General features: G+C 46.8%; 16 protein-coding genes and 1 other annotated feature. All 16 genes read right to left on the bottom strand.

Annotated features, from left to right (window positions below):
* Positions 1–95: 95 nt before the first annotated feature.
* The 16 genes from FFM77_RS10940 to FFM77_RS11015 all read right to left on the bottom strand — a co-directional run bounded on the left by FFM77_RS10940 (position 96) and on the right by FFM77_RS11015 (position 14070).
* Positions 96–956, bottom strand: a complete 861-nt coding sequence (locus FFM77_RS10940; protein ID WP_137635802.1) for an NAD(P)-dependent oxidoreductase — start codon at positions 954–956, stop codon at positions 96–98.
* Positions 957–962: 6 nt separating this feature from the next.
* Positions 963–1721 (bottom strand): TerC family protein, encoded by a 759-nt coding sequence (locus FFM77_RS10945; protein ID WP_137635803.1) that lies wholly within the window; start codon positions 1719–1721, stop codon positions 963–965.
* 593 nt (positions 1722–2314) lie between these two features.
* Complete coding sequence (gene hisC / locus FFM77_RS10950; protein ID WP_137635804.1) at positions 2315–3385, bottom strand: histidinol-phosphate transaminase; 1071 nt, start codon at positions 3383–3385, stop codon at positions 2315–2317.
* Positions 3386–3397: 12 nt separating this feature from the next.
* Entirely contained in the window at positions 3398–3718 is a 321-nt protein-coding gene (gene hisE, locus FFM77_RS10955) for a phosphoribosyl-ATP diphosphatase (RefSeq protein ID WP_137635805.1), read from the bottom strand.
* A 16-nt stretch (positions 3719–3734) separates the two neighbouring features.
* Positions 3735–4052 carry a phosphoribosyl-AMP cyclohydrolase gene (hisI, locus tag FFM77_RS10960; protein ID WP_137635806.1) on the bottom strand — a complete coding sequence of 106 codons (318 nt, stop codon included), beginning with the start codon at positions 4050–4052 and terminating at the stop codon, positions 3735–3737.
* Positions 4049–4807 carry an imidazole glycerol phosphate synthase subunit HisF gene (hisF, locus tag FFM77_RS10965; RefSeq protein WP_137635807.1) on the bottom strand — a complete coding sequence of 253 codons (759 nt, stop codon included), beginning with the start codon at positions 4805–4807 and terminating at the stop codon, positions 4049–4051. Before hisF ends, hisI begins: the two co-directional genes overlap by 4 nt.
* Positions 4801–5520 (bottom strand): 1-(5-phosphoribosyl)-5-[(5-phosphoribosylamino)methylideneamino]imidazole-4-carboxamide isomerase, encoded by a 720-nt coding sequence (hisA, locus tag FFM77_RS10970; RefSeq protein WP_137635808.1) that lies wholly within the window; start codon positions 5518–5520, stop codon positions 4801–4803. The genes hisF and hisA overlap by 7 nt, the downstream gene beginning before the upstream one ends.
* Entirely contained in the window at positions 5501–6127 is a 627-nt protein-coding gene (gene hisH, locus FFM77_RS10975; protein WP_137635809.1) for an imidazole glycerol phosphate synthase subunit HisH, read from the bottom strand. The genes hisA and hisH overlap by 20 nt, the downstream gene beginning before the upstream one ends.
* On the bottom strand, positions 6128–6712 hold the full coding sequence (hisB, locus tag FFM77_RS10980) for an imidazoleglycerol-phosphate dehydratase HisB (RefSeq protein WP_137635810.1): 585 nt from the start codon (positions 6710–6712) through the stop codon (positions 6128–6130). It abuts the gene before it with no gap.
* Between the two features lie 12 nt (positions 6713–6724).
* Positions 6725–8011: a histidinol dehydrogenase gene (hisD, locus tag FFM77_RS10985; protein ID WP_137635811.1), complete on the bottom strand. Its 1287-nt coding sequence runs from the start codon at positions 8009–8011 to the stop codon at positions 6725–6727.
* Positions 8008–8670, bottom strand: a complete 663-nt coding sequence (hisG, locus tag FFM77_RS10990) for an ATP phosphoribosyltransferase (protein WP_137635812.1) — start codon at positions 8668–8670, stop codon at positions 8008–8010. Before hisG ends, hisD begins: the two co-directional genes overlap by 4 nt.
* Positions 8663–9814, bottom strand: coding sequence for an ATP phosphoribosyltransferase regulatory subunit (locus FFM77_RS10995; protein ID WP_137635813.1), 1152 nt, complete (start codon positions 9812–9814; stop codon positions 8663–8665). The genes hisG and FFM77_RS10995 overlap by 8 nt, the downstream gene beginning before the upstream one ends.
* Positions 9815–9882: 68 nt before the next feature.
* Positions 9883–10117 (bottom strand) — a binding site (T-box leader).
* Between the two features lie 65 nt (positions 10118–10182).
* Positions 10183–11013, bottom strand: a complete 831-nt coding sequence (hisJ, locus tag FFM77_RS11000; RefSeq protein ID WP_137635814.1) for a histidinol-phosphatase HisJ — start codon at positions 11011–11013, stop codon at positions 10183–10185.
* A gap of 657 nt (positions 11014–11670) precedes the next feature.
* Positions 11671–12561, bottom strand: coding sequence for a polysaccharide deacetylase family protein (locus FFM77_RS11005; RefSeq protein WP_171001611.1), 891 nt, complete (start codon positions 12559–12561; stop codon positions 11671–11673).
* Complete coding sequence (locus FFM77_RS11010) at positions 12548–12847, bottom strand: hypothetical protein (RefSeq protein ID WP_137635816.1); 300 nt, start codon at positions 12845–12847, stop codon at positions 12548–12550. Before FFM77_RS11010 ends, FFM77_RS11005 begins: the two co-directional genes overlap by 14 nt.
* On the bottom strand, positions 12847–14070 hold the full coding sequence (locus tag FFM77_RS11015) for a glycosyltransferase family 2 protein (RefSeq protein ID WP_307722475.1): 1224 nt from the start codon (positions 14068–14070) through the stop codon (positions 12847–12849). The genes FFM77_RS11010 and FFM77_RS11015 overlap by 1 nt, the downstream gene beginning before the upstream one ends.
* Positions 14071–14163 lie beyond the last annotated feature (93 nt).

The raw sequence follows: 14163 nt of genomic DNA on the forward strand, positions 1-14163 counted from the left end.
GCCTGGATTGATTCTGGTCCAACCAGAGTGGCAGTTTAATCCAACCACCAATATCAAAAAAGACGTCCAATTGGGCGTCTTTTTTAGGTTTAACTTTACTTGTAAATATTAATCAAGCCTTGCGTCCCTTGATCACCGAGACCTTTAACATCGACCATCACTTCATATAACCGTTTAGCTTGGGCGGTGGCGACTAAGTCTAAGCCCATTGCATCGGCTTCCGTCAACGCAATGCGTAGATCCTTTAAGAAATGCCGGGCAAAGAAACCGGGCGTGTAGTCATTCTTCAAGATACGGGGCACGTAATTGTCCATACTCCAATTATCCGCGCCACCACTAGCGAGGGTTGCTAAAACTTTTTCAGTATCAAGCCCCGCTGCCTTAGCATAAAGTAACATTTCCGTTAAGCCAGTCATCGTTCCGGCAATCATAATCTGGTTGGCCATCTTCGCATGCTGACCAGCGCCAGCCGCGCCAAAGTGGTTGACTTGATGTCCAATCACCTTAAATATCGGTTGCATCGCTTGATAAGTCGCGGGATCACCGCCAACCATAATCGTTAAGGTTGCGTTTTTAGCACCAATATCCCCACCAGATACCGGGGCATCCAAGGCATGAAAGCCATGGGCAGCCGCGTAAGCCGCAATTTTTGCCGCTAACTTTGGTTGGCTGGTCGTCATATCAATCACCGTTTTATCTGGTTTCAGACTCGTAAAAATTCCGTCTTCACCAAAATAAACTTGTGCCACGTCCTTAGGGAAACCGACCATCGTCAAGACCACATCACTAACCGCAGCCACGGCAGCCGGCGTATCCGCCCAGACTGCCCCTTCAGCGACAAGTGCATCAGCCTTTCGTTTCGTGCGATTATAGACCGTCATTTCATAACCGGCAGCCATCAAATTATGCGCAATTGCGGCCCCCATCACACCAGTACCAATTAAACCAAGTTTCATTATGAGTCATCCTTTCTGGTCTTTATCCGGCGCTGTTTTGCGACTTTGCCGAATAAAATGAATGATTAACGTGATTACCACAGCCCCTAAAACAATTAAACCAAAGGCCACCGCAGGAATTTCAATATCAATTGCCGGAATTGATAGGAATAGTTTAAGCGCAATGATGGCAATTAAGCAATAGGCCATCGTCTCTAGTTCAGGGATCTTTTGCATCAAGCGCATGATGATTTCAGCGATTCCACGCATGGCCGCAATCCCAATCATTCCACCGATTAACACAATCACTGGATTCTTCGAAATCGCCAACGACGCTAACACTGAGTCAATTGAGAAGACGATATCCATTAACTCAATCTGAACCACGACTGACCAAAACTGACTCATGCCCAAAAAGCGGCGTTGTTTTTTCGGCTTAGCCGTCGTCTGCTTTTTTTTCGTAAAGAATTGATAAACTAAATAAATTAAATAACCAGCGCCTAAAATCTTGATTTCCCAGAAGCCGATCAGATAGGTCCCAATCCCGATCACAATGAAGCGGAAGATATAAGCCCCCCACAACCCGTAAAACAATGATTTTTCTTGATCCTTCACAGAATCCAAGCTTTGGGTCTGAGCGGCTAGGACGACAGCATTATCCACGGACAACAAGCACTCAATCAGGGCCAATGATAAGATAATAATCCAATCATCAGGGGTGGTGATAATCTGACGCCAATTTTCAAGGCTGAAAAATGGCGCGTACAGTTGTTCAATAAAACGCATCCTGACGTGCTCCCTTCTACTTATTTCACGCTTGGTGCTAGTTGAAATTGCCGCCTGCCGGTTGGTTCCTAAAACGCTGGAACGCCATGGGCCATTTTGAAGCCAAAGCCCGGTCTTCAAAACTGGCCTTGGCCTAAGTCCGAGAAAACCACTCACACTAAGGCCAACGACACGGCTGAGCATTTTAGGAACCAACCTCTCGGCTAAATTTGTGGTCGATAATAAATAATCATTATTCCCTGTTAATTAACGCCGGGCGAGCCAGAATTGGCTCAGTGGTGTCGTTTATCTTAGTCGGTGATTTTCCGACCTAGATAAAGCCCGGCTTTCGAGACCGCACTTTGGCTCGAAAACGTGGCCACCACGTTCCAGCCGATTCTGGCCCAACCAGAGTGGCAATTTAAACTAACTAGCACCAAGTGTACTTATTTCATATAATTTTAATTATACGCCTTGTGAGAAAAATATCTAACTTGAGTTATCACAACCCCTAATGATCTAAATCTTAGCCAATTTACCGCTTAACACATTAAAACGGCCAACCAACCGGCGACCGTTTTTAACTGCCAATAATTATTTTTTTAATCTAATTCCTACACCGCATAGGCCTTAATCAACGCCCGCAGTTGCGCCCCATCCGCGGCAGTCCCAATCGTCAACCGCAGCCAATCTGGTCGCAAACCAGTTCGTAAACTGTACCCGTGATGTAATAGGTAATCCGCTAACTGATCCGCTTGTGGATAGTAAAAGAAAATGAAGTTAGCCGCGGACTCGTCAGCTTGAATCCCTTGCGCCTGAAAGAACTGCTGCCAATTGTCCCGTTCAGCCGCATTTTTAGCAACGGTCTGCCGAACAAAATCTTGATCCTGAACGGCTGCTAATGCTGCGACTTGCGTCAGTGAGTTCAAATTATAAGGTAACCGCACTGACTGCATCGTTGGGGCATATTGCTTGGAGAAAACGGCATAGCCCACGCGGAAGTTGGCTAACCCATAAGCCTTAGAAAACGTCCGCATCACCACCACATTCGGGTAACGACGCGGTAATTGCATCGCTGAAACTGCGCCGGCATGCGGAACAAAGTCAAGGTATGCTTCATCAATTAGCACAATCGTTTCCGCGGGAACTTGTTGAATAAAGGCTTCTAAGTCCGCTAAGGTTTCAACTGTCCCGGTTGGATTATTCGGATTGCATAACCAGACCATTTTGACCGCTGATGTCAACCCTTGCGCCAATGCTTGAAAGTCCACGTGGTCATTAGCTAAGGTTGGTACCGAGACTAAGCGCGCTCCTTCAATCTCTGCATGCAACCCATATTCTGAAAAGGTTGGCGCTGAAACGAGGACTTGATCACCGGGAGCTAAAAAGGTCCGCGAAACCATCACAATCATTTCATCTAGCCCCACACTAAAGACCAGTTGGACAGGATCAACTTGTTGTTGGGTCGCAATCGCTTGCCGCAAAGCAGTCGCATCGCCATCCGGATAACGATTACTTTGATTGAAGTCCCAGCTTTTTACCGCCGCTGCGACTTTGGGTGAGGTCCCATAAGGATTCTCGTTGGCCGATAACCGAACTAACCGGTCTAAGCCAAGCTCTGCTTTGAGCGTCGCCAACGGTTTTTCGGGCACATACGGTGTTAACTTTTGAATGCTTTCCTTCATATAAAAGGCCTCCTACAAATTCTTGATTTTGGGGCGGTCCTTAAAGTCACTCATTTTACCTTCCCGCTTAGCGAGTTCGGCCTTAATCTGATCAAAGCTGACCCCACGTTGAACTAACAACACTAAGACGTGGTAGAACAAGTCGGCTGTTTCGTAGACTAAGGCATCGTCGTCTGGATTTTTAGCGGCCACGACCACTTCCGTCGACTCTTCACCGACTTTTTTCAAAATTTTATCGAGTCCTTCGGTAAATAAATAATCGGTATACGACCCTTTTTTCGGATTTTTTTGCCGTTGGGCGATTAATTGATATAAGTCTTCCATATTTTGCATAAGTGATAATCCTCTCTTATTTGACTGTCTTAAAAAAACAACTCTTGTGGCCGGTATGACACGCTGGCCCATGCGGCGTCACCGCAATAAGCAAAGTGTCATTGTCGCAATCGAGCTTAATACTGACCACATCTTGTAAATTACCGCTGGTTGCACCTTTATGCCATAACTCTTGCCGCGACCGGGACCAAAACCAAGTCTGACCACTCGCGAGGGTCCGCCGATAACTTTCCGCATTCATCCAAGCGACCATCAATACATCCTTGGTCTGCGCATCTGTCACGACGGTCGTCACTAGCCCGGCCCCTTTTTCAAAATCAGGTTGTTCATTCATCGCACAACCACCGCCTTTTGCCGTAACGCCTGCTTAACTTCACTAATGGTCAGCTCACCATAATGGAACACGGAGGCCGCCAACGCCCCATCCACTGGGGATTGTTGGAAAACATCCACGAAGTCGGCTAACCCACCGGCCCCACCAGAGGCGATAATGGGCACTTTAACTGCCGCCCCTAACGCTTGATAGAGGCCTAAGTCAAAGCCTGCTTTAGTGCCATCGCGATCCATGCTCGTCACCAATAATTCACCAGCACCTAACGCCACGGCTTGCTTAGCCCAAGCGATCGTCTCCAAGTCCGTTGCTTGACGACCACCATGGGTATACACCCGGTATTGTTGGGCTGTCGCATCCCAAGCAGTGTCAATGGCAACCACGATACACTGATTGCCAAACTTTTCGGCCCCCGCTTGAATTAGCTGCGGGTCAGCAACGGCGGCCGAATTAATGGCGACTTTATCGGCCCCGGCTTTTAATAACCGCTGCATATCAGCGACACTACTAATGCCACCACCAATCGTTAAGGGCATAAAGACTTGGGCGGAAACTTGTTCAACCAACGCTGCCATTGTTTTGCGATGTTCATTAGTCGCTGAAATGTCTAGAAAGACTAATTCATCGGCGCCTTGCTGCTGATAGGCCGCGGCAATGGCAACTGGGTCGCCGACATCGGTTAGGTGCACAAAGTTCACACCCTTTTTGACGCGCCCATCGGCCACATCGAGACAAGGAATAAGTCGTTTTGCTAACATGCATCCACCTCCGCTAGTTCTGCCAAGGTAACGGACCCTTCATACAAAGCTTTACCGATAATGGCATCGGCAATGCCCATCGCCTGTAGTGTCTGCAAATCGGCCACATTGCGAATGCCCCCACTAGCAACAAGTTGCGCTTGGGGCAATTGAGCATGTAACTGACCAAGTAAATTCAAGTTAGGCCCTTGCATGGTGCCATCGCGAGCGACATCAGTCACGACAAAGTGCTTAGCACCACTCGCCATCATCGTTTGAATCAGTGTGCTCATCTTGGTCTGCGATTGTTCTAACCAACCGTTAATTGCCACTTGCCCATCCTGACCATCAACGCCGATCACGATGCGTTCACCACCAAATGTGGTTAATAACCGCTTCACTAGCGCCGGATCAGTCAAAGCTGCGGAGCCAATAATTAAACGATCTACGCCTAATTTTAGGTAACGAGCCGCTAAGTCATAGCTACGAATCCCGCCGCCTAGCTCCAGTGTTCCATTAAAGGCCGCCCGAATCGCGGCCACCGTGGCCAAGTTTTCTGGTCGACCAGATTTTGCCCCATCTAGATCAACTAAATGTAACTGTTGTAATCCGGCGGCATTAATTTGTTGCGCTTGCACGACCGGGTCCGCGTTAATCAAGGTCGCTTGACTAAAATCACCTTGATATAAGCGGACGCTCTGGCCGGCTTTTAAATCAATTGCTGGAAAAATCATTGGCACTCACCATTTCCTTAAAACTTGCTAGTTGCTGTAACCCGACTTGCCCACTTTTTTCCGGATGGAACTGCATGCCAACGACGTTTTGCCGTTGGACGATGCTCGGAATTGCCACGCCATGCTGGACGGTCGCAACAATCTGCTCAGCTGGACTGACCGCATAGTACGAATGCACGAAATACGTATACGCACCATCAATACTGGCAAAGGGACTATTGGGCTGTTGTAGTTCATTTTCATTCCAGCCCATCTGTGGCACTTTTACACCTAAATCGCTAGGAATCGCAGTCACTTGGCCTTGCAATAGACCGAGCCCCGCGTGATCGCCGTATTCGCTACTGCGTTCAAACAATAATTGCATGCCTAAACAAATCCCCAACATCGGCTTGCCCGCTTGCGCTACTTGTTGCAAGACGGGAACTAGTTGCCGGTTATTTAAGGCGGTCATCGCCGCAGCAAAGGCGCCAACTCCTGGTAAGATAACGGCGTCCGCTTGCGTTAAGACTGCTGGATCAGCTGTTAAGGTCGTCGGTACTTGTAAATAAGCAAATGCTTTTTGCAAGTTGCGGGTGTTCCCGGTATCGTAATCCACGATTGCAAACATCTAAATCACGCCCTTCGTCGAGTTCACGCCGATAATGTCGGGATTAACTGTGACCGCCGCCCGCATCGCGCGACCCAAAGCTTTGAATAAACTTTCAACTTTGTGGTGGGTATTCCGACCGTAAAGAATCCGCGCATGTAAGTTCATCTCGGCTGCAAAGGCAACCGCTTGGAAGAAGTCTTCAACGGTTTCCGTATCCAGTCCACCTAAGCGTGGATTGGTTAATTCGGCGTCAAAGACTAAGTATGAGCGACCACTCAAGTCGACACTAACTTGGCCGAGCGTCTCATCCATCGGCACAAATGCTGTCCCGTAGCGTTCGATGCCGACTTTATCGCCCAACGCTTTTTTGAAGCACTCACCTAAGACAATCCCGGTGTCTTCAGTCGTGTGGTGCGGATCAACATCCAAGTCGCCATGTGCTTTGACAACCAGGCCGAAACGACCGTGCTTGGCGAATAAGTTCAGCATGTGATTTAAAAAGCCAATTCCCGTATCAATCTCAATGCCACTCTGTTCATCTAAGTTCAAACTAATTTCAATCTGTGTTTCTTGGGTGACGCGTTTAATGGTTGCTTGTCGCATAAATAGGACCTCCTAGTCGTAGTACGTGTCAAAACGGGCTTCAATCGCACGGGCGTGACCTTCTAGACCTTCCACTCGTGCTAAGGTAGTGATGGCTTTAGCTTCTTTAGCTAAGGCTGGTTTTGTATATTGAATAAAGGACGTGCGTTTGACGAAATCGTAAACGCCTAAAGGTGAACTAAACCGTGCCGTCCCACTGGTAGGTAAGATGTGATTGGGACCAGCGACGTAATCACCTAAAGGTTCGGAAGCATAACGGCCTAAGAAGACCGACCCCGCATTACGAATCAAGTTTAAGTACTGGGTTGGGTTTGTTAACTGAATCTCTAAATGTTCCGGAGCGACCGTATTCATCAACTCAAACATATCTTCAACCCGGTCAACGACTGCAATAAACCCTTTTTCATTAACGGATGCCGTGGCAATTGCCGTTCGTGGCAAAACACTCAACTGTGAAGTCACATTGTCACTAACCGCTTGAGCTAGCTTGGGACTATCAGTGATTAAGATGGGCCGTGCCAACTTGTCATGTTCCGCTTGGCTCAATAAGTCGGCAGCCAGTTCGCGCGGATTAGCACTATCATCGGCAATAATCCCAATTTCTGAAGGACCAGCAACCATATCAATGGCCACTTGACCAAAGACTTGCTTCTTCGCCGTTGCCACAAAGACATTCCCGGGACCGATAATCTTATCAACTTGCGGAATGGAATCCGTCCCGTATGCCAAAGCCGCAATCGCTTGGGCACCGCCAACTTGATAGATTGCATCGACACCAGCGATTTTAGCAGCGGCTAACACGGCAGGATTAATGCCATCTGGCTGAGGTGGTGTCACCATAATAACTTCATCGACACCGGCAATCTTGGCCGGTAAGGCACTCATTAATAACGTTGACGGATAGGCTGCCGTCCCACCTGGCACGTATAACCCGACCCGCTTTAGTGGCAATAACTTTTGTCCGCGCAAGACCCCCGGTTGTTCGGCGTCAATAAAGCCCGTCGCCTTTTCCTTTTCGTGGAAGCTGGTAATGTTGCGCTTAGCGAGTAACAACGCCTGCTTAACCGCTGGATCTAATTGCTCATAAGCCGCATCAATCGTAGCTTGATCGAGCTTGAATTGATCAATATCAACGTTATCGAATTGTTGTTCATAGGCTCTTAAGGCGGTATCGCCATTTTCAATCACATTAGCGATAATCTTTTGGACGGCGGCAACCACTTTGGCGTCAGTTAATTGTTGCGTTTTAGTCTGGACTAACTTTTTTAAAGTCGCTAAATCTTCATTAATAATTTTCATAATTGCGAGACTTCCTTTTCTGCATTGGCATTCACGACGGCGGCCAGTTGATCGACTAATGAGAAGATAGCGGTTTGATGTTGCTTGAGCGCTAGTCGATTGACAACTAACCGCGTAGAAACTGGTTGTAGATAATCATAAATCTGTAAGTGGTTCTCCCGAATCGTCGTACCGGTTTCAGTGATATCAACGATGGCATCCGCTAAACCGGTTAACGGTGCCAATTCTACCGACCCTTCAATCTTGATAATCTCCACGTCTTGGCCCAACCGGTCAAAGTAACGTTTCGTGATTAACGGATATTTGGTCCCAATAATCTTACGTTGTGGGGCTTGTGGGTCAAAATCGGCAGTCGAGGCTAAGACGAATTGACATTGGCCGACCCCTAAATCTAATAATTCATATTGCGTACTTTGATGTTCAACCAGAATGTCACTGCCGACAATACCGATATCGGCAGCGCCCCGTTCGAGAAACGTCGTCACATCCGGGCCTTTTGCGAGGATGAATTCATACGGTTGGGTGGTGGAATCAAAGATCAACCGCCGTTGCTTATGCCGTACTAACGAACAATCAACCCCGGCTTGTTCTAATAAGGGTAAGACCTGCGTCTCAACCCGACCTTTCGTTAAAGCGATTTTTAATCGTGAGTCACTCATCTAAGTCACCTTCCGTCAAATCAATCAAAGTGGCACCCATCTGTGCGGCTTCTTGCTTTGCAGCCGCCACGTTATCCGCTAAACTCAAACTAGCCTGCTGGTATTTCAACAACAACTGTTCCGCTTGTGACCATTGCGCTGGTTGAAAGTAAATCAACTGGCGCGGGGTCGGTACGGCCTGTTTGAGCGCTAATTCAGTCAACAAGTCCAGGTCTAAGCCCATCCCCACTGCTGGTTCACTATTAGCTTGAAAGTTCGCCAGTAACTGGTCATAACGTCCCCCGCTGAATAAGTACCCAGCGCCGGCTTGCGAATAGCCACGAAAAGTCAGGCCAGTATAATACTTCTGTGGTGCTTGGCTACTAAGATCAATCGAAACTGCTTGTTCAGGCATCGTGGTTTGCATCCAACGCACCACCGTCTTCAACCGGGCAACCGCACCGTCCACAATGGTGGGTAAGGACGCGGTCGCCAATTGCTTAAAAATTGTCGCTGGATCACCAAACAACCGTGGCCATTGTTGTAAGAATGGATATAAGGCTTGATCTTGGTACGCCGCAATTAATGCTTCATATCGTGGGACTTGCTTATTGAACAACGCTTGTTTGATTGCTGTTTGTTCAGCGGGATCAGCCGTCAAGGTCGCCACGACTTGCGGTACAAATTGCGCATCCCCGAGTTCAATCTCAACGGCATCATCGATCAGTTCAGCGCTGAGTTGATTGGCAATCGCTAAACATTCCAACTCTGCTTTTAATGACGGATACCCAATCAGTTCGACACCCGCTTGGGTCATTTGGTTATAAGACCCCGACAAACGACGACTCACCCGAAAGATATCGCCAACGTAACTAAACTTTTGCGGTAATGGGATTTTCGTGGCGCTCAAGAAGCGGGCTATCGGCAACGTCATATCTGGCCGCAACACTAAGGTCTGGCCTTCCGGATCTAACAACCGATACAATTGGGTGTTGCCCATTTGGTACGGATCAAAGACCGCTTGATTCTCTAATAACGGCGTTGCTATCGGCGCTAACCCGCGTTGCTTAAAATGGGCTTGGATCACCGAAATTAATTGTTGCTTCGTGGCAGCCCGTCGTCCGAACTCATCACGCGTACCGAGTGGTAAAAGATTACTTAACATTGCCAACGCCTCCTTAACGTTTTTTGATCATTGATTTTAATAAAAAAACGCCCTTCTAGCAAAATTGCTAAAAGGACGTTTTGAACGTGGTTCCACCTTAATTCGTTGCCAGCTCACACTGGTAACCTCATGTTGACAAAAAGTCAACGTGGCTAACGATGCCATTCGACTAAGGCTAATAAGACTGGTTCACCTTAGCAGTTCATAGATGTGGGTTCATTAATAATGTCTGCCCGGTTCGCAGCTACCCGGACTCTCTGGATGAGGAAATTATTAACTACTTTTTCTAATCACAACCGTTTATTAAAATTTGATTAGTTATTTAATTTAAAACTCATTCTAGTGACTTTCATGGCGCTTGTCAACCATTAAATTAATTTTTTTATTAAATGTTGACCGCGACCAACGCTGACAATATCATGTGCATCCGAGCCATAAATCAGCGGAATACCGCGCTGCCGAGCTCGTTGAATAATCTGGTCACCTGGGTAAAAGTCATTACAAAATGGTTTATATAAGCCGGCCAGATTTAAATCTAGTTCACGATGCTGACTGACTAATAAGTCTAAAATCTGATCGACTAACTTCAGATTTTCAGCTGCCAATGGTTCAGTAAGTCCAAAATAATCTTGATATTTACGCACCAAACTCATATGGCCAATTCGTTGCGGGGCGTACGGTCCCAAGTCAGCTTGAACCGACGCTAGCACAGTTTGATAGTAGATTTGAAACAAGCGTTGCGGCTGGTTAAGCCAGTCGGCAAACGCCACCCCAAAGTTTTCTGGCGACAAGTCAATCGCCCAAGTCTTGTCCCCGACCCCTGGCATAAAGTGCACGGACAAAATACTTTCCTGCGTTTGGGGCCCATAAGTCGTTAGGAAGTCCCGCGTCCATGCTTCAAATCCGGGTAAATAATCCACTTCAAAGCCAACCGAAATCTCAATCTGATCACGGTATTGTTGCTGCAAATGCTGACCCAATGCTAAGTAGGTCGGCACTTGGGCCATGGTTAACGAGGCTTCCGTAATCCCGGTAATATCGCCAGCGTACGTTGTGGCAAAGGTCGGTGGCAACGGGGCATGTTCGGTGATACAGTACTTTTGCATGCCCAATTGAATTGCCCGTTGCACCATTTTTTCCGTTGATTCGCCACTGCCATGTGGACATAATTCCGTGTGCGTGTGACCATCCATTAGCATTTTCTCATCCTCCTTTAATAATTGTTCACTATTCAAACATAAATTTCCAGTTTGTGCAACTTGGGCTTAGCCTAAACTCTGATGGTAACAAAAAAAAGGTTGCTTGGTGCTAGTTGGCTTAAATTGCCACTCTGGTTGGGCCAGAATCGGCTGGAACGTGGTGGCCGCGTTTTCGAGCCATAATGCGGTCTCGAAAGCCGGGCTTTATCTAAGTCGGAAAATCACCGACTAAGATAAACGACACCACTGAGCCAATTCTGGCCCGCCCGCCGTTAATTAACGATGATTGAAAAATTAACGATTGATTATTTCAGTTCGGTTATTTAGCCAGCTGTGGTGTTCCAGCGCTTTAGGAACCAACCGGCACACGGCAATTTCAACTAACATTAAACGTAAAAAAAGTATCAGTACAATCTGAGGCTTGTTCACTCAAATCACCCTGATACTTTTTTAAGTTTTAACATCTAACATTTTAAAGTTGCATTAGCGCAGGTCGGGCTGGATGACGCTCAGTGGTGTCGTTTGACTTAGATTGGGCGATTTTCCCGATCTTAGTCAAAGCCCGGCTTGTGAGACCGCACTTCGGCTCACAAACGTGGCCACCACGTTCCAGCGTCAATCCAGACCAACCAAAGCGGCAGATTCAATCCAACCGACTTACTTCCCCAACCAACGTTCAATACTTGGCCAACTATTTTGATTAATAATCATTCGTGGCAAGTTATTCATACTCGTCGCATCGGTCACAATCCCCACATCCAACGTTGCAACACCATGTGGCAAGTTTTGACGGCCTAAGAAATTACTGATCCGTTGTGGGCCACTCCCGTATGGATAAGCAAACATTTGTGCTTTCACCCCAAGATGAGCTTTTAGTTCCCGTTTACTTAGCGCAAAGTCGCGCGTAAAGTGGTGATATTCATGCGGTTGATCAAAGATTGGCGTGAACTTTTTCGTCAAATAATGCATATCATGCGTATGCAAGCCCACCGTCATTAAGTCGCCAGCTGACCGCTTAGCTGCTCGAATCTGCGACCAAGTTGCTAATTGTGTGCCTTCCCGATAACGGCCCGTGTTCCCGGTGATGATAAAGGTCGTAAAGGGCAAGTGGTACTTTTTCATGATTGGCAAGGCATTATCAATCGTAGTGCGGTCAATATCATCAAAAGTTAAGACGACATATTTCCCCTTGATTGGCGTTTTGCTAGCTTTTAAAGCTGCCATTTGCGCTGACGAGATGACTCTGACATGATGATCATGCAAGTACTTCATCTGTGCGGCAAATTGATTCGCTGGCACGTCAAAATCATGTAACTGTGAATTACTGGATAACAGCTTCGAGGTCTGGACGCCCAACGTATTTTTTAAGATCCGATGGTAACAAAAGATAATGATTCCGTTTTTAACTTTAGCATCTTGTGGTCGCAGTGCATAATTCGCATCGCCACCCTTATTGAACTGAAAGTTGCGTTGAACGGTAAAGCCCATCCCCACGATGACCACAATGGCCGCCAGCCAAATTAAGATTTTACGTTTATGCCGATTCATGTTTTTGCTTCCCCCGTAACTGCCGTAAGCGCCAAGCAGCATAACCCCAGACAAACAAAGATACCGCAATGATGACCCCTAAAACAATGCCATACAAGCGATAATCTAGATTCATCAATAAGTAAAAGCTAACCAATGAATCACTATACAGATGAAAAATAAAACTAAAGTTAACGATAATGACAAAAGCCACGAAAAGCCATAGGGCCGTCAAAATAACGACTCGCCCCCAAGTCCGGCGGTGGCTGGTTTGTTTACGAATGATGAACTTTTCACTATTACGCATTACTTCAACCCCCGATCCGGACTCGTCCACGTCCCAATCCGATCTGGATCTAAGACGAATGAGATAATCGCCGCAATACAACTGATCAAGTTAATCATCCAGTAGTACAAAATGTAGACTGGAATCAATAAAAGATCGCGCCATTGCAAATACGCAGCTGATTGTGACGCCTTAAACCCGATCCCGAATTGGGTAAAACTAATCACTAACAAGATTAATAAAATATCGCCGTCTAATTGAACAGAGTGAACCATAATTAAGTTAAGGACCCATGAAATCAGACTTAGCGTGGTACAGATTGCCCAAACATTACTAATTACGGTTTCGTACAACAGCGCCCGTTTACTCCAACTGCCACGGGTTAAAACGTCACGGTTTCCAACGAGAACTTCCAAGCCGCCACGCGACCAACGCTGCCGTTGCCGAATAAGGTTACGAATACTTTCAGGCACTAAAATCCAACAAATTGCGCGCGGTTCATAGCGAACTTGCCACCCATGTCGATACATTCGCCAAGTGATATCAATATCTTCGGTCATAACGGCGGGATTCCAACCGCCAACCGCATCCAGCGCTGAACGTCTGAAGGCCACAATCACCCCAGAAACGGTGGTAATCCGCCCAGTTAAAAAGGCCTGGGCTTTTTTGATAATATCAATCACTCCAATATATTCTAGCAACTGTAGTCGACCTAAAATGGTGGTCCGATTACGAACGACTGGTTTACCAGCAACGGCGCCAATCTTCGGATCGCTATTTAGGGTTTTAACTAGCTCTGACAATGATTGATAATCTAGGATAGAATCCGAATCAATGCCTAAGATATAAACCCCATTGGCCACTTTTAACCCTTGATTCAAGGCATTAGCTTTCCCCTGGTTAATCTCAATCGGCACAACTTTGATTAAAAAGCGCTCCGCATATTGTGCTTGCAGCTGATACATAATACCTAACGTGTCATCACTGCTCTTATCATCAATCAAAATAATCTCAAAATTATGGTAGTGTAACGCCGCAATCGAAGCTACGGCCCCCTTTAGCGTATCCTGTTCATTATGTGCCGGCACTAGAATTGAAACTAGTGGTGCGGTGGCCGGCGTCAGGTCTGGTCGTTCCTGACTATGTTGCCACCGGCCAAAGTACAAACAACCGATAATCCAGATTGCCGCCACTAAAATCGGATAACCAATCACAAAATCATTCATTAAATTAATAACCCACATAGTTAATAACTGCTCCTTTAAGTCTTTCCCGGTCAATAAGCATACTATTCTAACATACGTTTTCAGAAAATACTGCCCCCTTCGCATAAACGA

Origin of the sequence: Lactiplantibacillus songbeiensis (assembly GCF_005405125.1) — a bacterium.
In the GTDB taxonomy this organism is placed as follows: domain Bacteria; phylum Bacillota; class Bacilli; order Lactobacillales; family Lactobacillaceae; genus Lactiplantibacillus; species Lactiplantibacillus songbeiensis.